Here is a 24308-nt window from a genome sequence, read left to right on the forward strand (position 1 = left end):
TCAAACGACTACTGAAGAAGACTGGATGTATGATACACCCAAACTCGATGATGTAGTAACGACGGTATCTGTGAGCCTTGATGGGGAACTTGTGTATTTATGTGTCAAGAAGGATGGCGAGAAGCTATGACTGGAACGATTGCGCTTTACAATAAAGCAGGGGAACGCTTGCATACGATTTATTTGGGTGCTGCACCCGAGTATGGTAAAGCCTCCTTTTTAGAGAGGCTTGAGCGAGAGGTTTATCACATTAATTTGTTGGATTAGCAGAAATCGGCTAAATTTATAAGGGGATAGTACATCAATCGGAGGTCACACCCAGTAATTCAGGCTGTACTTTTAACTCACTAAGTTTCAGCTTATCTATTAATGGTTGTATATTCATTCTTTACTGCCGCGAATTAAATTCAGAATAAAGTTAACCCGATCTTTGATGGGGCCGAATGGGACGTCAACCAGTTGGTATCCCAGTTTGGTATAAATCTGTCTCAAGTCATCTTCAAATAATTGCGCTTCTTCAAAGCTTAGCTTTCGTTCAGCATCATTAACATAGATGTCTTGCCAAGCTGGCAGGAAAAATACTGTAGTGTTGTATTGATAAATCTGACTCGCTTGAAGTTCTGCGCCACTATTCAAACCAAAGTTTTTACTATAAGCAATGATGTCTGGAATACCTCTATCAAAAAATACGATGTCATATTTGGAAGCATTTTCATAATCCATGAGCATACAAGAAAGCATCAGCTCCTTAAATAAAAAAGGATTTCTATCATAAACACCCTCTCCATCAATGAGTCGTTGTTGAGCCAATATCTTCCTGGCAGGTTCTTCTATCACTGAAAAGCCCTTTTTAGATAACGCTGTCAATATAGAAGACTTACCACTACCTGGTGAGCCAGTTAATATATAAAATCGATTCATTAAATGGTTCTCAAAATATTTCGTGGTTAAAAAACATCATCGTAAATCTTTGCGTAAAAAATAAAAAATTGAATTTTTATCAAAGCCTTTTCTTTCAAACTCAACGTAATATCCCAGTTTTTTATAGAAATCGAGTGCTTCCCAGTCAAATGTATTCACTGCTATAAAATTACATTCGCTTTCTTGAGCAAGCATTTCTGCTTTTTGCATCAATTGAGTGCCATAACCCATACCACGTAGGCTTTCTTTTACCCAAAGTTGCCCAACGAAAAGGCCCCCATACATATTATCTCCACCACACCCTCCAATTATAGTTCTATCCTTATCACGGATAAAAAAAGCAAAGAAATCCAGTGCTTTCATTCCCTTTTTTTGTTTGGCTATAGCTGTAATAGCATCGTTTAATAATTGGATATCTTTTGGTTTTGGGTTTGATTCATAGCTTATTTCATAATTCATGTCTATTTCCCTCGTTTGTTGCAGAAATATCAATCTATTTTGTGAAGTTTATATGACCGGGGCTATTTTTTCTTTCTTCAATCAGATTGATATAATTTGTTATCAAATCAGTAACTTCACCAATAGAAAAATTGGGGCAATATCGAGGATACTTTCTATTCAAACCACCTGAGTGCTTTTCTAATAGTTGCAGGTCATATTGGAACATATCCACTATATCAAATTTGTTTTTATCCCATCTATCATCTGGATGAACGCCAATACCACCGTCAAAAAGTAACCCATTTGGTAACCTAATTAATACATGCCAACACTCATCAGAATTTTTTACCATGATAAAGGCAATGTTTACTCTTTCAGTAAACTTTTGATTCCAAATAGTATAAAAAGCATTAGCAAAAGGGCCACATGGACCGGAGTTTATTGCCGGTTCTCCAAAATTTTCACCAGCAATTTTGACAAAGCCGTATAGGTTATTGATTTTTTTTGATAGTTCATTTAACAAAATCAAAGTGTTATGTTCCTTCATATTTAAGCCCTCTTAATCTATGCATGAGACAACAGAGGAAACATCAACTGATTTTCATCAAATAAAGCAGTTTTGCCTGTCTCAACAAAAAGCATTTCATCTTTTTCTTTTTCATCGATAGGAATTATCTCATAGGATGAACAATCCTTAGGGACAAAACCAAGTCGCACAGTATCTATGGTTTCATCGCTTAAAGCATGGATAATATCATCTAAATTTTGCTCTTTTTTGATGCTAAAATCCATAATATTTACTGAAACATTGGCAATGGCATGCTCCCCATCAAACAAGGTATAGGGGATGTATTTATCTCGCCAATAGCTGGATTGGTACCATTCTCCAAACGATAGATCAAAGGTTTTAACTGCAAGGTGATTAAACGCGGCGCGCTTTTGCTCATCTTGTTGATAACCCTTAAAAAAAGTAAGTTCTTTCATTCGCTCACCTTGTAGGCTATTTTGTTTGGATTTATGGATAATTTGATTGTGCTAATTTCCTGTAGCATCCAATCTGCACAAGGTTTTAACGATGCTTTGATATCTTCCCAATATTCATTTTCATCGCCGATGCAGATGGATTTAGCTCTGTACATTACACCTTGGTGAATTTGGGGCAAACGTTCTATTACCCAATCCGCAGCATCTGGTTTGGAGCAAATTGTATTAGTTTCTAAAGTACACCAAATTCGTGCCAGGGTGAGTAGCACATTTCGAGTATCATCCTTGATATCGGCTGCAAGTCTATCGAGATCTTGAAGCATCGCTTTAATAAAATCAGCGTAGGGAACTGGCGCTAAAATTTTTTCTGGCTGCTCCCCAAACAAGGTCTGGCTCTTCAATAAAACCTGAGTGATAATCAAGGCAAGATCAGGCATTTCAAGATTCGGGGGTTCAATCTCGCCCATTTCAAAAGAAGCTCTTAGCCATTCTCCATATTGAAAATCAAAACGAGGGGGATAATGCCAGGGGTTAACTGCTCCTTTTTCAACAACCGTCATTTCTATAGGCCGTTTTGCGCTTTTCATGTAAAGGCCTGATATGTGAAGCAGGTGTTTCGTCAATTCATTCTTTTCACTCAAGGTTGTGGCATGATGGGTTACAACGAATAAGTCAATATCACTGTATTTTTGTAAACCACCCACAAGGGCTGAACCATAGAGATAAACGCCCAAAAGATTGTCACCTAAAACTTTAGTGACTAAATTAATACATTCATTGATTTGTTGCGCATCAGGATTGGGTTCTATTTTTTCTTTAGGATAATTCATGGCAATAATCCAATTAAACGCATAGGTGCCTCGGTTGCTTGTTTGATTTTCAGTGGGAAGGCCATGACAAAACTACCTATAGAGGGTAATTGTTCACTATTTGCAATGTTTTCTATAATGTATCTTCCTGAGCTTAACAAGATGCGATGCACAGGATAACCAACATCTGGCCTGTCAGGTGACAATGTATCTATGCCTAATCCCACAATGCCCCGTGACACCAGCAAGGTGGCTGTTTCTGCCGAGACAGAGGGAAAATTAAGATTGTTACGATATTGAATCGGATTGTTCCAGAAGCGTGACCAGCCTGTTTTGATGATGACAAATGAATCAGGTTGAATAAGGCCATGCTTTTTTTCAAAATCAGCGATATCTTGAGGTGCCACACTGTAAAGATCATGTGCCTTTTGAGATACATCAATCACCACACAAGGAGCGGCTAATTGATCTATAGGAATTTGGTCTATAGATAGTCCATCAGGACAACAATGCGCGGGGGCATCCATATGTGTTCCCATTCCTGCTGGCATGGTGAGATGTTGCACGCGAAATGAGGTTTCGCTAGTACAATCTGCATAATCCAATACTATTGATGATGAAAAACCACAGTTTGCCTCCCAAGAAGGGCTGGTTTCATCTAAAGTATGGGTTAATTCGATGAGCTGATAGGGAAATTTCATTTTATTATTTCACTTTTTTGGTAAACCATAATATCAAATCATCATCCAAAGAAACCATTTTTCCTGGAGCAACTGGCTTATAGTCATAAGTGACTCCTTGCCCATCAGGAATATAGCCGCGTTTGATGTAGAGTCGTTGCGCTTGTCCGTAGCCCCCATCTTGTCCACCATATAAGCCAACGCCAAGACCTACATGAGAGTGTTGACTTGCTGCTTTTTCTTCAGCGACTGTTAGTAAAGTACTTCCTATTCCAAATTTGCGAAAAGAGGGTAATACATTTAAGTCCATAATTTCGGGGATTTGTTTCTGAGCAAAGGGTTCATAGAGTGATGTCCATTTTAGCGTAACATAGCCGGCAATTTGGTCTTGAAAATAAGCCAACCATACGACTCGCTCAGCCAGTTGTTGTTCTTGGTAATACTTTTCAAATAATGATGCAGGTTTTTGCCAATTTGCTTTTTGAAAGGCATCGACCAGAAAGGGGATATCAGATAAAGCCAGTGCTTTGATAGCAATTGGCTGTTGGTTTATTGCTAAAGGTTTAAGCTGTTTCATCATATATGCCATATTCCACTCATATCCGGCGGGTTTTAAATCAAAAAGAGATTTAAAACCAACCGACTGATAGAACCGATACGTTTTAAGATAATTCTCTTCTGATTCAGAAGGGCTTAGAGTTTCAACGGTTATAGTTTTAGCACCTTGCGTTACAGCAAAATGACAAGCTGCATCTATTAATTGCTTCCCAACACCTTGACGGTGAAAATCAGGTCTTACAGCCATCCAATAAATATTGGCATTATTCGGATAAGGAAAATCAATTGAAATGAGAGCAATATGGTTATCATTCCTTTTCGCGGCGAAATTTACACGTTTTGTAACACCTATGGCGTAATGTTCATTTGCTTCGGGTAATCCGAAGTACTCAGGTAACTCCGTAGTAATTGTTTGACACAAGGCTTTAGCTAGCTCACCTGTTATTTTTTCAATTTGAATCATAATATTTCCCTCTGTCGCAGTACTTCGAGCATCTCCTTCATATGATTTGATGGATAGGGTATTGACTTATCTTTCTGGATTTCTTTATAAAATTCATGCATTTTTCCCGCAATAGGAGCATTTATAGATAGTATTTCATTTATTTTATCAGGCAACTTAATTGAAAATTTATTTGTTAAGTAATCACTTAATGTTTTATCCCAATGTTCTTTTCCTGCATAGGCAGTTAGGACACCATGCAGCACATTGACTGAATAACTACATCGATCATAATATTCATGATCTTTTACAAAATTATGTTCGGTTATTGATAAATCAAATTTCTTTGACAATGCCAAACCAAAATCACTGAGGTAAATGTCATCCTCATCAGCTAAAATGTTATGAAAATGAGCATCCATATGAAGAAAACCTTTTTTTTGCATAAATTCTAAAGCCGTTCCAAATGATTTATTCAATTTTTCCAGATGGTTAATTGAATCCAATTCAGCGATACTTGATGACAAAACTTCTTTTAAATGTTGGTGTAAATTTCTCGGAAAATGCTCAAGAAATAATAGCACACTGGTGTTGGCGTTATTCAGACTATGTATACGCTCTTGGATGTTTTAGTTGTTTTCCCAATAATTTAAATATTTTTGTAATTGTTGATTGCTCATACACGCTAATGTGTTAGAGACAATAGTATATTTCTCAATTCGTTTTGATTCAGTATTCATTCTGGTGCATTTCTGGTTTATACCCTTAGAACTAAATCTTCATTAGGTGATTGTAATATAATGCTTTGAATAAATTGTATCATATAGTGCGATTGAAGTAGGTGCTGAATATTTGCAATGGTGTTTTAGTCTGTTTTTTACAACTTATTGGTAGAGGAATTCGAATTTTGTATAGTTCTCCACCATTTACTATCATAAAAGCTTGTCCTTTAGGTAAAGAAATAACATCATCCACTCCAATCATCGGCACAGAAGAAGTTTGAACCCGATCTTCATTAGTCGTATTAAAATAAACACCATCATCCCCATGAGGGCTATCATTGACCATAGAAACTTGCGTATGCCCAACAACGCCAACTTGAGCGTAGCACTTTAACCAGTAAATTGGCTGTTTCTTCATTTTTAACAGGCAGCATAATTAGGGTATTAAAATATCGCGCTAAAGTGGATGAATTATTTTTTAAACACCAAGCTTAACCAAGCAACGGGTCAAAATAAATGGTAAAAATAGTTCGAGTCAAGACTATTTTTTTATTTTTTATTTGTATAAGATAGCTAGGTCTAAATTCTTTTTAATATCCTTTTCTGTGGATATCTATTTTTACCAAATAATTAATGATTAATCAGCAACATATAAGACATCCTTGATGTGTCTGATTTATATCGCTTTTAAATCTCCTCAACTTCATTTAAGTTATTCACATTTTCTGTGGATAAGTCTGTTTATAGGCAGTCAAACATCTTGTGGAATTAGAGATTAATCCGATGATTCATCATTTACCAATGTGTTGTTTATATCAATGTATAAGGAAAATTAAAAGGTACTACACTTAAAAAAACGGTTGAGAACATAATTAACTATCCTTATCTTTTTTCAACCATTGTATCATCAATTTTCTTTTAATCTTCTCAACAAGAAATAGATAACTAATTGCGGCAAAGATTAAAAAAATAAAGAAAGTCATAGGAAGAGGTACAAATCCTAATGAAGCTGCAAGCGGACTAAATGGTAAATATATGCTTATGGCAACTACTGAACATATCGTAAGAGTTAACGGCAGACTAGGTTTACTGCTCAATGGTGAATTAACGGTACGAATAACAAAAATAACCAGTGTTTGTGTTGTTAAAGACTCGATAAACCAACCTGTCTGAAATAACGATTCTGATGCTTTAAAATAGCTTAACATGACCCAAAATGTAATAAAATCAAAAAGAGAGCTAATAGGTCCAATATAAATCATAAAGCGCCGGATAATATCGATATTCCAATGTTTGGGTTTGGTAATAAAACTAGGGTCCACATTATCAGAAGGAATAGTAATTTGTGACATATCATAAAGCAGGTTATTAAGAAGTATTTGAGTAGGTTTCATTGGCAAAAAAGGTAAGAAGGGTATTGCAAATGCCATACTTAGCATGTTACCAAAATTTGAACTGGTTCCCATCATTAAATATTTCATTATGTTTCCAAACGATTTACGTCCTTCTATAATGCCATTTAATAAAACTTTTAAATTATGCTCCAATAAAATAATACTGGCAGTTTCTCGAGCAACATCCACTGCCTCAGAAACAGAAATACCTACATCAGCAATGTGAAGCGATGGTGCATCATTAATGCCATCGCCAATATAACCTACTACGTGATTGTTAGAGCGAAGTGCCCGTATAATTCGTTGTTTTTGCTGGGGAGAAACTCGAGCAAAAATTTCAATTTCTTCGACAACTTTTTCTAGAGTTAAATCTGACATTTGATCTATTTGTTCACCGATTAGAATTTTTTCAGTAAGAAGACCAACTTTATTACCAATATGTTGAGTAACAAGCTCATTATCACCTGTTAATATTTTAACTTTTACCCCAGCATTCTTAAGATCAGAAATCATCTCTTGTGCATCCTCCAAAGGGGGATCTAAAAAAGCTAAAAAACCAACTAAGGCCAAATCGGTTTCATCACTGACCTGATAACTTGCTTTCATTTTTGTTTCATTATATGCAATTGCTAAAACACGATAGCCTTCTTGGCTTAATGAATGAAAAAGATTTAAATATTGTTCTTTGATTTTGTCGTCTATTAATTTATTTTGATCTCCAATTTTATATTTTTTACAAACTGTAAGGATGCTTTCAGGAGCTCCTTTGGTGATTATTAAATTGGTTTTATCTTTTTTAACAACGATACTTGAGCGTCTTCTTTCGAAATCAAAAGGAATCTCATCAATTTTTGTATAACCCTGTTGAATAGGGTGTTCATGATGTAGAATTGCTGCATCAAGTGGATTAATTCCTGATTTATTTAGTAACGCATTATCTAAAGGATTTTTTATATTTGTTGCAAATAAACTGCTAAGATAAGCGAGCAATAAAACATATTCGGATTTTCCTCCCAAAATATCGATGTATTGTTCCAATGTCATTTCGCCTTTAGTTAGGGTTCCTGTTTTATCAGAACATAAAATATCGATACTACCGAAATTTTGTATGGCTGCTAAATTTTTAACAATAACCTTTCGCTTTGCCATATTTAAAGCGCCTACTGCCAGAGTTACTGTTGTAATCATTGGTAAAAATTCTGGAGTCAGACCTACTGCCAACGCAATAGAGAATAATAACGATTCAAGTGCAGGACGCTTAAGGAATATATTGATTAAAAAGACAAAAAGAATGAGAAAAATAACTGTTCTCATAATAAAAAAACTAAAATGTAGAACGCCTTTCTCAAATTCGGTTTGAGGCGCAGTCACCGATAGAGTCTGTGCAATTTCACCAAATAAAGTATGCTTTCCTGTTTTCAAAACTAAGGCAGTTGCATGACCACTCACTATGGAAGAACCAGAGAATACCGCATTTATTGCTTCAGCAGGATTTTTAGGGGCGGTTGAAAGTACAATTGATTCTTTTTCTACAGGTAAAGACTCCCCTGTTAGTGCTGCTTGTTGAGTATGCAAATCTTTAGATTGAAGCAATAAACAATCAGCAGGTACTATATCGCCAGCAGTTAAAAGAATAACATCACCCGGAACTAACTCACTGCAGATTAAATTACATGTTTTACCGTTTCGTAAGACACTGGTTTTTATTGCTACATGTTGTTGTAATTTTTGAGCGGCTACTAACGAGCGATGCGTCTGAAAAAAATCAAGCACAACACTTACACTGATTATTATGAAGATGATAAATGCATTCGTTGATGTACCTGTAAAAAATGAAATTAAAGCAGCAATTATTAATATAATTACTAGTGGATTTATTGAGTGAGAAATTGCTTCTAAAATATGAGAGCGAACTGGCTTGGTTATAAATTTATTAGGTCCGTACAACTTAAAGCGTAGTTTAGCCTCTCTGGTAGTGAGTCCATTTAGTGAGCTTTTTAATTCACTTAAAGCTTGCTGATGCTCTAATGTTAAAAAATTACTCAAACTTTTATCCATTATTTAATCCAACAAAGAGCTGTTTATTCATTGTAGCCATTTTTATATTTTTTTTCTTATAGTTATAGCTAATTTGCTATAGCTATCATGGTACTTATGTCCATCTTGAATTAAAGGATGGCTTTTTACGTGCGAGAACGGTTTCGGTGCTTAATAATGATTGGCTTACAGCAATTTTTTAGCTGTCTCAAAGTCTTTTGCTACTTGTGCCATTCAAATTTGAAGTGAGTTTTGTTTTCATATTTGTTTTCTTTCATCATTTAGTATGGAGGAGATATTGGTTTCTGTGCAAGTTCATCTTTTAATGATATTTTTAATATAGACTTTGCTCCTTAAGATTAAATTATTATAAACAGCCATAGAATAGAAGAGATAAGTCTCTGTGCTAATGGAGAAATCATTGATTGACCAAAAGTATAAAAAGGAACGAGTAACCATAACGAACATTTTTCTAATTTTTTTAAAATTGGGATGCATAAGCTTTGGTGGCCCCATAGCGCATCTTGGTTATTTCCGTGATGAGTTTGTAGGTCGATTAAAATGGCTGAGTGACCATGCCTACGCTGATTTGGTCGCATTATGTCAATTTTTGCCAGGGCCAGCGAGTAGCCAAGTGGGTATTGCACTTGGCCTGTCAAAAGGTGGTGTTCGTGGTGCCATTGCTGCCTGGTTTGGATTTACTCTGCCTTCTGCTTTGCTGATGGTGATATTTGGCCTTGCTCTTATCAAGATGGGTATTCATGATAATCCTCCCTGGATTCATGGCTTGAAAGTAGTTGCTGTGGCGGTTGTTGCTCAAGCACTTTGGGGCATGAGCGTTTCTTTATGTTCTGACAAAACAAGAGCAAGCCTTGCAGTATTGGCTTGCATTGGTTCAAGCATCATTCCTTATGCCAGTGGACAAATAGCGATGATAGTGCTTGGAGGTCTTTTTGGTTTGTTTTTTCTTTCGCCTGAACAATCACTCCCAAGCAGCGAATTGACTGTTAAGCTTAGCAGGCGAACAGGGATTATTGTGTTGCTTACTTTCTTTATATTGCTCACTCTATTACCGCTTTTGTCTTTTTATATCGCAAACTATCCTATGCAATTATTTGAATCCTTTTATCGTGCTGGTTCTTTGGTCTTTGGTGGGGGACATGTGGTTTTACCTCTATTACAAGCCAAGGTTGTTCCGAATGGTTGGGTCGATAATTCTCTTTTTCTTGCGGGATATGGTGCCGCACAAGCATTACCTGGCCCTCTTTTTACGTTTGCAGCGTTCCTTGGAGCAGTATCGACAAGTACCCCAAATGGATGGCTTGGGGCAACTATTGCCTTAGGTGCTATTTTTCTGCCTTCGTTTTTATTGATAATTGGAGCATTACCTTTATGGGAAAACCTGCGTCAACACCCCTCCATGCAAAAAGCCATACTGGGAATTAATCCATCCGTTGTTGGTTTGTTATTAACAGCATTCTATCAACCCGTTTGGACCAGCGCGATTTTCTCGTTAAATGATTATTTGTTAGCAATGACCGCTTTTCTTTTGCTGCAATTTTGGCGTGTTCCAGCATGGATTGTTGTCCTTTTTTGTGCGATATCGGCCGGATTAGGATGGCATTAAACCAGATTAGTCGCTTGGAAATGCCCCAAGTAGGCTGATTTTAACATAAGGCACTATTTATGACTGAAGCAATTAAAATTCCAAATCTAGATGAAATTCGCGAAGCCAGAAAACTTCTTGGTGATAAAATTTTGCTAACTCCTGTTTGGGAATGGAAGGGGCAAGAAAAAGATAATCTTTTTGAAAAGAATACTGAATTATTTCTCAAGCTTGAAACACTTCAATATGGTGGTTGTTTTAAACTTCGTGGCGCCTTATTAAACATGATGGCTCTAAAGGCTAGTGAATTAAAAAAGGGAGTTACTGCTATAAGTGCTGGAAATCATGCAATTGCAGTAGCATATGCTGCAAAACAATTAGGTATTAATGCGAAAGTTGTTATTCCAAAAACAGCTAACAAATTTCGGGTTCAACGTTGTCAATCTTATGGTGCCGAAATAATTTATTGTGACACCATTAATGAAGGCTTTAACATGGTTCAAGAAATTGCAAAGCAGGAGGCTCGAGCCTTTATTCATCCATTTGAAGGTTATCATACTGCATTGGGAACTGCTACATTGGGTTTGGAGTTTGCGGAACAAACTAAAGGATTAGATGCTGTTGTTATAGCTATAGGAGGTGGTGGTTTATGCGCCGGGGTTTCAAATGCATTCAAGCAAGCCCAACTATCTTGCAAAATCTATGGAGTTGAGCCAGAAGGTGCAGATACAATGAATCGAAGTTTCAAAGCGAATCAACCAATGGCTATTAATAAAATTCAAACTATTGCAGACAGCCTTGGTGCACCTAAAGCGGAACCCTATAGCTTCCATTTATGTAAACTGAATGTCGATAAATTAGTAACCGTTAGTGATCAGGAACTGATTACTGCAATGAAATTAATTGCAGAAGAACTTAAAATGATGGTTGAGCCAGCTTGTGCAGCCGGTATTGCCGCATGTCTTGGTCCTTTAAAAAATGAGCTTCATGGAAAAAGGGTAGGGATTATTTTTTGTGGGAGTAATATTGATATCAGTACTTTTTGTAGTCATTGTAATTAGAAGATTACTCTAATTCAAAGTTGATATTTTATTCGAGTACGCCGCAGAGCTTTCCCAAGGTTTAGTTAATTTAAGTCTTCGAAAGGTGGAGTCTCTTTTACGAGTATTATCAATAATTAGGTTTAGCAAGTAAAAATGACTTAGTTAAAAAAATATTCTCAAACGAACAGGCGAACTTAAAGCGACTCGTTATTTTTTAAATCTCAAGGGGTTTCATCAAGTTATATTATGAATCCGTCTTCTGGGGGACACTTTTTAAGGTCTTACTTTCACAGTACAAACCTGGCTTAGTTTGTCCTACCTATTTGACATTAAATTGTTCGATATTTATACTGTCTCAAGTAATTTGCAAGAGAGTTCCATGCTAATAACGATCCATTCCTTTTTCAACGTCCTTTTTAGATTGCTAAAATCTTCTGGTAAACAAGTATTCTTTTTTGGAGTAGCTGCAACGTTAATTTCAAATGCTCTTTTTGCAGATACAAATTATCCGCATGAACGGTTAGAACTTGAGAATTTTTACAAAGCAACTAACGGGTCAAATTGGATTAGACAAGATAATTGGCTTTCTGATTCCATTTCATACTGTGAATGGCATGGGGTACTATGTGATACAAATGGGCATGTAACGGAACTGCAGCTGTATGATAATGGGCTAGAGGGATCGTTGCCAGAGACACTATGTAATTTAACAGAGCTGAAAACACTATACCTGAGCTTTAATCACATAGGAGGGCGTATTCCTGCAACGATAGGTCAATGCAAAAAACTTGAAAATATTTGGCTTAAATCCAATCAGATAGGCGGTGAGATTCCTGACAGTATTGGTGACGTTGAAAATTTGAAATGGCTTGATTTACATGTCAATAAATTATCGGGAGCTATTCCGTCCTCCATCGGGAATTTACACCAACTTGAAATATTACGACTTGATGATAATAAACTGAATGGAATCCTGCCCGATTCTCTTTATATGCTTAAGAATTTGAAAGAACTTTATTTATTTAACAACCATATTTCAGGTTCCATAAGCACTAAAATAGAACAACTAATGCATTTGGAACATATTTATATTGGACACAATCAATTCAGTGGGATTCTGCCGGATACAATCACAAAACTCCACTTTCTGAAAACATTGCGTGTTGAACATAATGCGTTGGAAGGTACACTTCCTGTTGACATTGGCAATATAGCTAACCTGCAAGTATTGCGTCTTGATCATAATCAATTCACAGGCAAGGTCCCGGACAGTTTATTAAATAGAGAGCATGAACTTCAAGTTGTTGATTATTCAAATAATAATTTTGAGTAATTCTTCCAATGTTAGAAAAGCAGCTTAAAGTGCGAACTGTTATGCATAGTTGCTATAATCTTCGATACGCATTGGAAATGAAGTTATTGGTTTTCACTCATATTATTTTTAATAAGACATTTGAAAAACCTAGTTCTTCATGTGCAATTGCTATATTACCTAAGATAGTTTAGGACCTCTTATCATATGATTTTAGTTAAGATAAGCGACTCCTTAGTCCTGTAAAGACGCAGATGGAATTTTGTTGGAGAATAGATGGCTATTTCATGGATTAGAAAATTCATTAAGCTTGAAGCAGTAGATGGCATTCTTTTATTGGCTGTAGCTGCGTTAGGGATATTCTTTGAAAATTCACCGTGGAGGTCTATTTTTGTTTTTGCCTATTCGACTCCCTTATTTGCAGTCGAGAATATTCATTTTCCAAACTCCTTACAAAGTATTATTAATAATGGATTAATGACAATTTTTTTCTTAAGTATTACTCTTGAGATTAAACGTGAGCTATTAAAAGGTGAATTAAGTACCTATAGAAGAGCAATATTGCCTGTTATTGCCGCAATAGGAGGTATGGTAGTTCCAGCATTTATTTATATAGTAATCAATTTTAACAATCCTCAATATTTTCCTGGCTGGGCCATTCCAACTGCAACCGATATAGCATTTTCGTTAGCTGTATTAACACTACTAGGTTCACGTATACCGTCTTCTTTAAAAATTTTTTTATTAGCATTAGCACTCATCGATGACTTGGGTGCCATTATCATCATTGCATTTTTTTATACACATCACTTGAATTTATGGTGGTTATTTTATTCTTTAGGATGTATTGGATTTTTATTTGTACTTAATTATTTTCGTGTTAGTAATTTTTTTCCTTATGCCATTATTGGAATACTTTTGTGGGTTTGTTTTATTTATTCAGGTATCCATGGCACTCTTGCAGGAGTGTTTGTAGGATTTGCTGTTCCCCTAACTTCATCATTTACTCGTTTAGAGGAGCAGTTAGACGATTGGGTTGCTTATGGGGTATTACCATTATTTGTATTCGTAAATGCGGGTTTCCCGTTGTCAATTTTTACGCTTAATAATTTATCTCTTAGCGTTTCCATTGGGGTAATTTTGGGATTATTTATTGGTAAACCAATTGGAATTTTTGTTGCAAGTTGGATAAGCACGAAATTAGGCGTAGCTCATCTACCAAAGCATGTAACCTGGATTCAGATGTTAGGTGTAGCATTTCTTTGTGGTATGGGGTTTACGGTGAGTCTGTTTATTGAAACCTTGGCGTTTCCAGCTCAGCAGCAACAGTTGCATCTCATAATAAACGCTGCAATCGTGTTGGCTTCATTACTTTCTGGACTTAGCGGTTATTTAATTTTAAGGTATTTGACGCCAAAGCATCCTCGATAGATTTAACTAAATAATTTATCTTGGCTTGTTTCTAAAAAAGAGATGAGCTTTTTGAAATCAAAAGTCCTAATCACCTATCAAGCTAAACGTGACTCCCTTAAAAATGATCTTAAGCAGCCAGCGATAGAGCCGGGATGTTCCTGTTGTACAGTACGAGTTTGAGTCATTGTCGCATCATACATTCGCTTATAGCCCAATGCTGCAAAAATCCCAGTTAGTTGCGTGGCAATTTTTAGAGCGTCTAATAAATCGTGTTCTTGATGTAGATCTAACCATGGTGAAATCCATTTTCTTTGTAAGACTTCATAAATTTTGTCGCCTGGTTTTATTCCATGAAAATAAGTTATATTCCATAAGCAGCCGCTTAACGATAAAAACGGATGAGCGATAACGGTTTCTCCCCAGTCAATAATACTGATATTTCCAGTTTTTTGATTGAGCACCATATTATTTTCCTGAAAATCACAATGATTCATTGTTTCAGGAATCTGATATTTGGCTAGGGATTCACAGAGAGTAGTACCAAATTCGTCAGCATTCTCTAGCTCTGTAATTTCTTCCTGGGACAAACCATCACTTAGTAACAGCTCTTCTTGATCTATTAACTCATGATATAACAAAGGGATTTTTCCAATCCGCCAATCAGGAATTTTCAAGCCTATTAATTGGGGTATTTTGTTCTCTACAGTTCGTTGAATTTTTGTGTAATTTAGAACCCCAGTATTAAGTAGGGCAGCATCAACTTTTTCTTTAAACAGTTGTCGTAAGGTCACATCACCACAAGACGTCATCAAAAAACAACATAACTGTTTATTTTCAGCGATTGGTGTTGGAATATGAGAGCAGTCTTGTTCATACAGGTATGTTAATATCTGAGATTCAGTGGATAATTCTAGTGGTGTTTTTTTTAGGTAGAAAGTGTTTTTTGAGGTAGTTATTTTATATACTACGGAATAAGAAGTTTCAGTAATTTTTTGATGACTGATAATGGTACTATCATTGTGAGATACCAAATATTCAAGAGCCCATTTTAAAGCGAGTTCAATTTCTATTTGCTCTTGATTCACTATTTTCTCAAAACAACCTTCACTTAGTTTGACTTTAATATATAAAATCATTCAAGTCCAAAAATTGGAACTATTTATTTTAGTAATGCCAATCGATATTTTCCTATTTCATAAAAACCAAGAGATTTATAAGCGCAAATAGCAGAATTTTCATTGGTGAACAAAATTGCTCTTTTGACTTGTCGGGCGGCAGCTTGTTTTAGGCAAAGATACACAGCAATTCTGGCAAAACCTTTATTTCTTAATGAAGGCGGGGTATAAACGGGGCCGATCTGTACAATATCAGGTAGATTGGCATTAAATCCACATAAGGAAACTGGGGTATTATTTACAAACAAAACCCATCGATTTTGGCTAAGCTGAGTATCTTGAATTTCATCAATAATGGATTGTTCAAGTTTGGGATTATTCACATCGTCGCCAAGCGCTTCTATATGATAAGCGATCAGCCATTTTTTTATGACATCCACTTCACAATCTTGCACTGTTTTAAGTGAGCAGTTATATGAATGAATTGCTTGGGGTACTATCATTTTTTCAAGATTCAGTAAGAATAATTTTTCCTGATAATTAATAGCAAACAGTGATGATTGTAAGCCAAGCCTCTCAATGACAAAGTTGGCTTGAGAGTCTTCACCAAGTATCCCAGCAATTGGTCTTGACCTTTTACGTTTAAATTCATCTATTAATGCTGATAATGCAGCAAAATTTTCAGCTTGCATCATCACATTACCATTCCAATAATGAGCTAAAACACCATTCAGTTGGCTGTGATTGAAAGAGCCGTAATATTCTCCGTGAAATGGTGCATCTTGGTAGGTAATTCCTGAGTGGTATAAATTATTTCTAATGAACATGGTCGTTTCTTGATAATGATTGAGATAGAATGACAATTCATCCATATGCAATTCCTCTAGTTTTTTTATCACAATCATTTTTTTCCTCGGTATGATCAATATTTTTAATACACTTTAAGACCTATGTTAAGATAAACTGAATTTCAAAAAAACCACAAACCAAATAGATGTACCCTGCTTTTTAAAGAGGAGATTCTTAAAAATGTTAAAAAAGGAAATAATTTCTCATTATATGGGCAAAGAACATGTTGTTGTAGTATTGGAAGAGGCTGTGAATTCCTAATAGAAGAGGTAAATCATTATGTTAGCCAAATGTTCTGTTTTTATTGCTACCAGTCTTGATGGTTTTATTGCTAGAGATGATGGGTCTATTGATTGGTTAATAAAAGCAAACACGGTAGTGTCGCCAGGCGAAGATGGTGGCTATAAAGAATTCATATCAACAGTCGATGGACTGGTTATGGGAAGGCATTCATTCGAGAAGGTATTATCGTTTGAACCTTGGCCATACGATGATCTTCCAATCGTAGTCATGAGTAGTCACCTCATAGAAATACCTAACCACTTAAAAAATAAGGTTTCGACATCATCCGAAGCACCCACTGATTTAGTCAGGCGATTAACAAGAGAGGGTTTTAAACATCTTTATATTGATGGCGGTATTACTATCCAAAACTTTATTGCTGATAATCTAATCAATGAATTAACGATAACAATCGTTCCAGTATTGTTGGGCTCTGGTTGTTCGTTATTTGGCCCATTGACCCATGATATAGAGCTTGATCATATTGAAACTAAATGTATTGGCGGTGGTTTTACTCAATTGAAGTACCGTATTCATTCTATTGAAGACACCAGAACTATAAAGCAAAAAAATAAGAGCAACGTCTATCTTGTTTATGATGAAATTATCGATTGGTTTGATAGTCATCGTAATAAAGAACTTGATATGGAAAAATTCTATTTAGAGCTATTACAAAATTATATTTCGTCAGGAGCTGAAATATTAGATGTTGGCTGTGGAACTGGGGAACCAATAGCACAGTTTTTAATTAAAAAAGGTTATAAAGTAACCGGTGTTGATGCCAGTGAAAAAATGATTCATTTATGCAAAAAGCGGTTTCCAAATGGGGAATGGCTGCTTGCTGATATGCGTACTCTAAATTTACAAGGTAAATTTCATGCGATAATTGCCTGGCACAGCCTTTTCCATTTACCTCATGATGATCAACGAATGACATTAAAATCTCTTGCATCTTTAGTGGAACCAAATGGTTTATTAATATTTACATCAGGACCCGAATACGGAGAAGTCTGGGGTGATAACGGAGGACATGATTTATATCATGCTTCTCTTTCTGCCGAAGAATATACTCAAATCCTTCTAGATTGTAATTTTAAAGTACTTATACACAAAGTTAGAGATCCGGAATGTGGGGATGCAACTGTCTGGGTTGCCCAAAAGAACGAATAAAAATAATTTATAAACGGGTCTTTTCAGAAATGAATGATGATGATTTAGTGTTGTGGTTTACGAAATTCCGAGAGCAAACATGGCATCGCGGCGGCTTCATATCTATATCGGAGTGCCACTTGATTTAACAACGATAAACGTAACTAAATAGTTCTAAATAAAAGCAGTTCGATATAAAAAATCACTTTATTTTTTATATCGAACTGACGTTAAATAACTCACCTTATGCAGTAATAGCTTGACTCTATAGCTAATCCTTTGTTTATACAAAAGTTGAAAAGAACTCATTTACCCGTTACCATAATTAATTGTTTGCATACAAATGATTTGAATAAAAATAAAAATGGGGGGTATTTGTAGTATCTGAGTATTCAACCTAGAGAGATCTTCTCAAAAAATATTGGAAGTAGCTTTCAATACATCAATTACTAGCACTCTCTAAAAAATTAACCAGGGGAGGATTATCAAATGGATAATCAAATGAACAATCTCTTAAAATTAACTAAGAATATTTCGCAATTGGCTTGTACGCCTGAGCAGGAGGAAATTTTTTTTAAAAGTAATGGCGTTTTGACATTAGGAGTAGAAATTGAGCTGCAACTCATCGACTCTGAAAACTATAATTTATGCTCAAGAGCTACTGATGTATTGGGTGCTACAGCCCACCTCGAAAAAATTAAGCCAGAATTTTATTTAAGTACCATAGAAGTGAATACGGATAAATGCATTACTACCCAGGAAGTTGAAGAGGATCTCTATAAAACACTTGCTTCCCTACAAGAGGCAACAAAAAATTTAGGAATTTTATTTTCAACAACAGGTTCTCACCCCTTCTCAAGATATGTTGATTGGGTTATTTCGCCGACAGCTCGCTATCAAGATTTAATCGATCGCAATCAATGGCTTACACGTCGTATGAGCGTATATGGTCTTCATGTGCATCTCGGTATGTCCAGTGGTGAAGATTGCATTCGATTTAATAACTTTTTCATGTATTTTTTACCTCATTTATTGGCATTTTCCTCCAGCTCCCCTTTTTGGCAAGGAATTGATACTGGACTTGCTTCATGTCGTCCCACTACTTATGAGGCTCTTCCGACTGCAGGGCAGCCCTATCATGTCCGCACATGGCAAGACTTCGAAAACTTATATAAAACATTAAAGTTATGCGGTTCAATTAAATCGCTTAAAGATTTATGGTGGGATTTAAGACCAAGCCCTGGTTTTGGAACATTGGAAATTCGTGTATGTGATGGCGCTGCAACACTTGCGGAAACATTGGCGTTAGTTGCATTAATTCATACTCTTGCGCACTGGTTCGCTGATAATGGAAGTTGGCTTGAATCAGTAGCTTATCCGCCTTATTGGCTTTCTCGGGAAAATAAATGGAGAGCGATCCGTTATGGTTTGGATGCTGAATTAGTAATGAATACGGAGGGAAAAACCAAGTTAATGCGTGAAGATATCAATGAATGGATTGAAAAATTAAACCCATATATCAAACAGTTAGGCTATCAAAATTATTTTTCTATACTGCAAATGATTCTGGACTTTGGCACAAGTTCCGAACGCCAACGAAAAGTATTTGGCCACTATCGTTGTCTTAAAGAGATAGTCAGGCACAACGTAAACGAGTTTTTATTACAAACTCCTTTATACCCATGTAAATCTGCTCTTACAGAAGCCCAATAAACGAATCATTCTTTAATAAAAATAAAGTCGAGGAAGACATCTATGACACAAGTGACCTATACATCAAAAAAACTAGGTGATGTAATCATTAAAAGTGAATTGAATCAACATACAATTTGCTCAAAAAGATTGGTGGCCAAATCCCTTAACCAAGATGAAGCGCGTTTTCTAGTGGATAAATACATTCATCTTTTAGAAAACCCTGAAAATACACGGTTGTTTGGTGAAGGAGAACCCTGGACACCTACTGCAGTAGAAAAGTTTATCCAAGATGAAATGAACTGCTGGAACTCCGGTAACAAGTTTTCCGTGTTTTCAATTTACCTTTCTGCTACTCAAGAGTTTATTGGGTATCTCCATATAAAACATTCTTTAAAAGATTTCTCGAATGTAGGAATTGGTCATCCTAATGTTGGGGAACTTATTTATATTATTGATCAAGCGTTTTGGGGAAAAGGGTATGGAACAGAAATTGCAATCTTAGGAAAAAAATTTATTAAACACATTATTTCTGAAAGTGCTAATGAAACTTTAGAAAAGAACATTAAAGAAATTGTTGCTACAGCTCATCCATTAAATGAAGGCTCAAAAAAAATTTTACAGAAAACACTAAAAAATCAGGAGCAACACGAGTTTACTAAATTTAATGGTCAGCCACGTCTATTATTTTTTAAGCCCTTAAAAACTAATGTTATTTGGGCAGATGAATCTAACGCTTTAACTGCAAAATTAGACCTATAGACGCTGTGACGATTTCTGGAGCTTGTGTTGTCTAGGAAATCGATTATAACTCATCAAGTCTTAACGATTGTTTGATCATCCAAAAATCCTTCCAAGGATCTTCTTTTAATTGTTTTAATCGTTTGGGAAGGGTTTTTATGGTATAACTATTTTCCTCTTTATTATCACTTAATTCATTCCATGAAAGTGGAGTTGCAATAGGTGCATGAAGTCTTGCTCGAGTAGAATAGGGGCTTATGGCAGTTGCTGTACGTTGATTGCGTAAATAATCCACAAAAATTTTTCCGCCACGTTTTGATTTAGTCATTTTGCTGATGTAGTTTTTAGGATTTAATTTCTCTAAAAACTGGACAAAAATATGGGTAAATTGCTTTACTTCCTCCCATTCGTATTCAGGTAAAATGGGAATGACTACGTGAAGTCCTTTACCTCCAGTACTTTTTACAAACGATTTTAGCTTATATTGGTCTAAATGGTCGCGAATGTCGAATGCAGCCTTAACTACATGAGACCAATGCACATCAGGAGCTGGATCTAAATCAATAATAATGATATCGGGCTGTTCCAGATGCTTAATTGTACTGCCCCAAGGGTGAATTTCTAAAACACCCATTTGGACAAGACTTAATAACCCTTGCCTATCATTTAAATAAATATAGCGTTCATGCTCTTCGTCCGTAGGATCTTCAATGGGATGAAGTGCTTTTTCAGTAGCTTTAGTGTAATGGCGTTGATAAAAACATTCGTTGTAATGCGAAGGACAACGCACTAAGGTTAAGGGTCTTAGAGATAAATAAGGAAGAATATAATCACTTACTGTTTCATAATAGTTCAGCAGATCTTGTTTGCTAATACCATCTTCAGGATAAAGAATTTTATCAGGATGCGTCAGTTTAAATGTAGAATTTTTCTTGATTTTTGGTGTAGCTTTCTCTTTTTTTGTCTTTCCTAAGAGAAGTTCAGATTCACGAACTACTTCGATGGCTTTTTTATCTAATCGCATTCCCTTAAAACTAGGATGGCGCAAAAGACCGTCTTTAGTCCATTGCGTAAATTCTACTTCACAGACCAAAAGAGGTTTTAGCCAATGGGCCTGAGTTGAACCAGGAGGATTGCTGGTAAATGGATTGGTTTTGGCTTTATTTTGCGATAGTAGTTGATTGATTTCATTTAATGATTGGGTATTAAAACCTGTGCCCACATTTCCAGTGTAATCCAATGTACCTTCTTTATTGTATACGCCTAGAAAGAGCGAGCCAAAATGTGCGCGTCCTTCTTTAGGGGAGGTGTAACCTCCAATGACAAACTCTTGTCGTTTAAGGCATTTAATTTTTAACCAATCTTTGCTTCGTTTCGAAAGGTAGGTTCCATCCACACGCTTAGAAATAATTCCTTCTAAGTCATAATTACAAGAATATTCATAAAGCTCTTTCCCTTCTTTAATGATATGATCACTGTAATGAAGATGAGGTATATTAGCAGTTAGAATATTTTTTAAAATTGATTTGCGCTCAATCAAGGGGAGTCCCCGTAAATCATAACCCTCAAAATACAGTACATCAAAAAGAAAATAAATGAAGTGAGCTTGTTCTTTATTTTGAATGGAGTTTTGTAATAATTGAAAATCAGAACGTCCATTAGCATCTAATACGACTACTTCTCCATCAAGAACGATTTGCTCAAAAGGCAGTTGATTTACTGCTTCGGCAATAGGCTGTAATTCATGAGTCCAATCTTTATTATTTCGCGATTTCAAGAGTACTTCAGAACCATTTTTAAAGGCTAAAATACGATAACCATCCAATTTAATTTCATGAGCCCATTGACTTCCTTTTGGTGGTTTGTCGACTAAAGTTGCGAGTTGGGGCGTAATAAACTCAGGAAAGTTAGTTTTGTTTAGTCCTTCAGGTAAGACAATTGTGGGTTTTACTTTAGTTCTTTGTTTCGATTTCTTGGATTTAACTGCTTTGGCTTCGGAGTTTTGCCAGAGATGGGTGTAATGTTCTGCAATTTCCTCTATGGAATAGTCTGATTTAACACTTTTCGTTAAAGTACGCGTGATATCATAGTCTTTTTCTTCTTTAGCGTATTTATCGTCGTATTTAATCAAAAACCAGTGTTTTTCATCTTTAAATCGAATTAAATCCCAACGACCATTTAATTTTTGAGCATGAAGCTTAAAACGCAAATGTCCTTTTTCATAGGCTGCATAAGGATTATCATCCAAAGGTTCCCATGTTCCTTCATCCCAGAGCATCACCGTTCCTCCTCCGTACTGGCCTTTAGGAATAATGCCTTCGAATGAACCATATTCAATAGGATGATCTTCCACGTGTATGGCGAGACGTTTGATTTTGGGATCTAGACTTGGTCCTTTAGGAATTGCCCAGCTTTTTAAGAGACCATGCAATTCAAGACGAAAATCGTAATGAAGATGGCTTGCTGCATGTTTTTGAATCACATAGAGGCGGTGATTCTCTTTGGTGACCTTACCTTTAGGTTCAGAAGTTTTGGTAAAATTTCTTTTTTTATGATATTGACTAAGCTCCATTGCACACTTCCTTATTTTTTAGCACTTTTTTTAGGTGCAGGAGATTTGCCCGATTTTTTCTTTTTCATGCTTTCTTTTAAAAGCGATACAAAATCAACCACAGCATCATGACTTCGAACAGTTTTAGTTACTTTTTTACCTTGTTGTGTTATGCCTTTAATTTGTTCATCAAGCCATTTTTGCATCGTTTCGCGGTATTCATTATGATATTTTTCTGGTTCCCAAGTGGTACTCATATCGTTGATTAAATTTACCGCCATCGTTACTTCTTTGTCTGAAATTTTATAGGTTTTTATATTTTCTTTGGGAACATTGAGCTCTTCTTCAGAGCGCAGTTCATCTTTAAAATGAATAAGATATAAAAGGAGAGCATGGTCATGTGGAAGAATAATACTCAAATATTCTTTGGTATGTAATATGGTTTTAGCGACACCCACTTTATTTGTTTTTTTTAAAGCCTCACGTAAAAGCACATAAGCTTTTTTATTTTTTCCTTCTGGAATTAAGTAATAGGGCTTTGTGTAATAGAGACTGTCAATTTCTTTGCTATCCACAAATTCTTCGATATCAATGGTTTTAAAGAGATCCGGACTTGCTTTTTCAAATGCTTCTTCATTGACGATAATGTAATTGCCTTTATCGTATTCATAACCTTTAACAATGGCATTCCATGGCACTTCTTTTCCTGTTTCTTCGTCTACTCGTTGATAGCGTACACGTGCTTTCGTTTTGGAATTTAATAAATGAAAGTGTATTTCATTGTTTTCTTCTGTGGAGACCAATGAAATTGGAATAGAGACCAATCCAAAAGAAATATCACCTTTCCAAATTGAGCGCGCCATCCTTAGCTCCTAATTTATGGGGTACATGAGCATTATCTTTTAAAAAATAATACAGTGATTGTTTAATTTTAGAACAAAATTGAATTTTATATTGGATAAAATCGTTTTCATCATAAAAAAATGAAGAGTACCAAGGATAAATCCATGCTAACCTCTTAAAGGACCTGAAAATTCCCTAGTATTGGTTGTCTAAAATTATAAGTTTTCACGGATGATAATATTTTGACTTATGGCTTACCTTAGCTTGTATTATGATCGTTATTTATTTTAACTTAGTTTTTAAAGGAGATATCTGCTATGGAGGAGGGGGATGTTTGGGGTATTCATTATAAAAATATCCTAGAAATCCGTTTGGTAGGCAAAACAAATTTTTTGATTGCTTATTAATTCCATAGCTCTTCATGCCATAAACTTTTATTGAAAGAAAGGAGAGTCGGAATGCCATATAAAAAAACCAATGAATTACCTGATAGCGTTAAGGATAACTTGCCTAAACATGCACAAGAAATTTATAAGGAAGCTTATAATAATGCATGGGATCACTATGATGAGCCTGATAAAAGGCAGGGTAATCGTGATAGAGAAGAGACTGCTCATGCAGTTGCCTGGAGCGCAGTAAAAAAAGAATATGAAAAAAACTCTGCAGGAAAGTGGGTAAAAAAATAACTGATTTCAAAGAGATGCTTTGAAAATGAGTAAAGTTT

At 35.7% G+C, this 24308-nt stretch carries 21 protein-coding genes and 2 pseudogenes; 9 read left to right on the plus strand and 14 right to left on the minus strand.

Translation table 11 applies throughout. From position 1 onward, the window contains the following. Nucleotides 1–258 (plus strand): annotated as a pseudogene (locus Lgra_RS07875) (ISKra4 family transposase); the annotation flags it as partial. Nucleotides 259–381: 123 nt separating this feature from the next. On the opposite strand, the gene Lgra_RS07880 reads toward Lgra_RS07875, so the two are convergent. The 10 genes and pseudogenes from Lgra_RS07880 to mgtA all read right to left on the minus strand — a co-directional run bounded on the left by Lgra_RS07880 (nucleotide 382) and on the right by mgtA (nucleotide 9009). Next, nucleotides 382–921, minus strand: a complete 540-nt coding sequence (locus tag Lgra_RS07880) for an AAA family ATPase (RefSeq protein WP_058498726.1) — start codon at nucleotides 919–921, stop codon at nucleotides 382–384. 36 nt (nucleotides 922–957) lie between these two features. Beyond that, complete coding sequence (locus Lgra_RS07885; RefSeq protein WP_058498727.1) at nucleotides 958–1380, minus strand: GNAT family N-acetyltransferase; 423 nt, start codon at nucleotides 1378–1380, stop codon at nucleotides 958–960. A 34-nt stretch (nucleotides 1381–1414) separates the two neighbouring features. Then, entirely contained in the window at nucleotides 1415–1909 is a 495-nt protein-coding gene (locus Lgra_RS07890) for a hypothetical protein (RefSeq protein ID WP_058498728.1), read from the minus strand. 17 nt (nucleotides 1910–1926) lie between these two features. Then, the gene (locus Lgra_RS07895) at nucleotides 1927–2346 is read right to left on the minus strand and encodes a hypothetical protein (protein WP_058498729.1); all 420 of its coding nucleotides are present in this window, start codon (nucleotides 2344–2346) and stop codon (nucleotides 1927–1929) included. Beyond that, a complete protein-coding gene (locus Lgra_RS07900; protein ID WP_058498730.1) occupies nucleotides 2343–3176 on the minus strand; it encodes an aminoglycoside adenylyltransferase family protein in 834 nt (277 codons plus the stop codon). Before Lgra_RS07900 ends, Lgra_RS07895 begins: the two co-directional genes overlap by 4 nt. Further along, complete coding sequence (locus Lgra_RS07905) at nucleotides 3173–3856, minus strand: cyclase family protein (RefSeq protein WP_058498731.1); 684 nt, start codon at nucleotides 3854–3856, stop codon at nucleotides 3173–3175. Before Lgra_RS07905 ends, Lgra_RS07900 begins: the two co-directional genes overlap by 4 nt. Nucleotides 3857–3860: 4 nt before the next feature. Beyond that, nucleotides 3861–4856, minus strand: a complete 996-nt coding sequence (locus Lgra_RS07910) for a GNAT family N-acetyltransferase (RefSeq protein WP_058498732.1) — start codon at nucleotides 4854–4856, stop codon at nucleotides 3861–3863. Next, the gene (locus Lgra_RS07915) at nucleotides 4853–5362 is read right to left on the minus strand and encodes a BUD32 family EKC/KEOPS complex subunit (RefSeq protein WP_238584394.1); all 510 of its coding nucleotides are present in this window, start codon (nucleotides 5360–5362) and stop codon (nucleotides 4853–4855) included. The genes Lgra_RS07910 and Lgra_RS07915 overlap by 4 nt, the downstream gene beginning before the upstream one ends. A gap of 292 nt (nucleotides 5363–5654) precedes the next feature. After that, nucleotides 5655–6006: pseudogene (locus tag Lgra_RS07920) on the minus strand (type IV conjugative transfer system coupling protein TraD); the annotation flags it as partial. Nucleotides 6007–6429: 423 nt separating this feature from the next. Beyond that, nucleotides 6430–9009 (minus strand): magnesium-translocating P-type ATPase, encoded by a 2580-nt coding sequence (gene mgtA / locus Lgra_RS07925; protein WP_058498735.1) that lies wholly within the window; start codon nucleotides 9007–9009, stop codon nucleotides 6430–6432. 400 nt (nucleotides 9010–9409) lie between these two features. Between mgtA and chrA the strand changes: the two genes are divergently transcribed. The 4 genes from chrA to nhaA all read left to right on the plus strand — a co-directional run bounded on the left by chrA (nucleotide 9410) and on the right by nhaA (nucleotide 14380). Next, nucleotides 9410–10615: a chromate efflux transporter gene (gene chrA, locus Lgra_RS07930; RefSeq protein ID WP_238584395.1), complete on the plus strand. Its 1206-nt coding sequence runs from the start codon at nucleotides 9410–9412 to the stop codon at nucleotides 10613–10615. A 59-nt stretch (nucleotides 10616–10674) separates the two neighbouring features. Continuing rightward, entirely contained in the window at nucleotides 10675–11655 is a 981-nt protein-coding gene (locus tag Lgra_RS07935; RefSeq protein ID WP_058498737.1) for a threonine ammonia-lyase, read from the plus strand. A gap of 361 nt (nucleotides 11656–12016) precedes the next feature. Continuing rightward, a complete protein-coding gene (locus tag Lgra_RS07940; RefSeq protein ID WP_238584396.1) occupies nucleotides 12017–12970 on the plus strand; it encodes a leucine-rich repeat domain-containing protein in 954 nt (317 codons plus the stop codon). Between the two features lie 255 nt (nucleotides 12971–13225). Further along, nucleotides 13226–14380 carry a Na+/H+ antiporter NhaA gene (gene nhaA, locus Lgra_RS07945; protein WP_058498738.1) on the plus strand — a complete coding sequence of 385 codons (1155 nt, stop codon included), beginning with the start codon at nucleotides 13226–13228 and terminating at the stop codon, nucleotides 14378–14380. Between the two features lie 77 nt (nucleotides 14381–14457). Here nhaA and Lgra_RS07950 read toward each other — a convergent pair whose 3' ends face one another. Both Lgra_RS07950 and Lgra_RS07955 read right to left on the minus strand, forming a co-directional pair. Beyond that, nucleotides 14458–15498, minus strand: a complete 1041-nt coding sequence (locus Lgra_RS07950) for a phosphotransferase (protein ID WP_238584397.1) — start codon at nucleotides 15496–15498, stop codon at nucleotides 14458–14460. A 23-nt stretch (nucleotides 15499–15521) separates the two neighbouring features. After that, nucleotides 15522–16382 (minus strand): GNAT family N-acetyltransferase, encoded by an 861-nt coding sequence (locus Lgra_RS07955; protein WP_058498739.1) that lies wholly within the window; start codon nucleotides 16380–16382, stop codon nucleotides 15522–15524. 223 nt (nucleotides 16383–16605) lie between these two features. On the opposite strand from Lgra_RS07955, the gene Lgra_RS17445 reads away from it, so the two are divergent. From Lgra_RS17445 to Lgra_RS07975, 3 genes are all read left to right on the plus strand, one after another. Continuing rightward, nucleotides 16606–17778 (plus strand): methyltransferase domain-containing protein, encoded by a 1173-nt coding sequence (locus tag Lgra_RS17445; RefSeq protein WP_083502879.1) that lies wholly within the window; start codon nucleotides 16606–16608, stop codon nucleotides 17776–17778. Nucleotides 17779–18246: 468 nt separating this feature from the next. Then, nucleotides 18247–19470 carry a carboxylate-amine ligase gene (locus Lgra_RS07970; protein ID WP_058498740.1) on the plus strand — a complete coding sequence of 408 codons (1224 nt, stop codon included), beginning with the start codon at nucleotides 18247–18249 and terminating at the stop codon, nucleotides 19468–19470. Between the two features lie 42 nt (nucleotides 19471–19512). Further along, on the plus strand, nucleotides 19513–20211 hold the full coding sequence (locus Lgra_RS07975) for a GNAT family N-acetyltransferase (RefSeq protein WP_058498741.1): 699 nt from the start codon (nucleotides 19513–19515) through the stop codon (nucleotides 20209–20211). Nucleotides 20212–20254: 43 nt separating this feature from the next. Here the strand turns inward: Lgra_RS07975 and ligD are convergent, their stop codons facing one another. Further along, nucleotides 20255–22762 carry a DNA ligase D gene (gene ligD / locus Lgra_RS07980; RefSeq protein WP_058498742.1) on the minus strand — a complete coding sequence of 836 codons (2508 nt, stop codon included), beginning with the start codon at nucleotides 22760–22762 and terminating at the stop codon, nucleotides 20255–20257. 11 nt (nucleotides 22763–22773) lie between these two features. After that, nucleotides 22774–23604, minus strand: a complete 831-nt coding sequence (gene ku, locus Lgra_RS07985; RefSeq protein WP_058498743.1) for a non-homologous end joining protein Ku — start codon at nucleotides 23602–23604, stop codon at nucleotides 22774–22776. A 438-nt stretch (nucleotides 23605–24042) separates the two neighbouring features. Between ku and Lgra_RS07990 the strand changes: the two genes are divergently transcribed. Next, complete coding sequence (locus Lgra_RS07990; protein ID WP_058498744.1) at nucleotides 24043–24270, plus strand: ChaB family protein; 228 nt, start codon at nucleotides 24043–24045, stop codon at nucleotides 24268–24270. Nucleotides 24271–24308: the final 38 nt, after the last annotated feature.

Origin of the sequence: Legionella gratiana (genome assembly GCF_001467695.1) — a bacterium.
Taxonomy (GTDB): Bacteria; Pseudomonadota; Gammaproteobacteria; order Legionellales; family Legionellaceae; genus Legionella; species Legionella gratiana.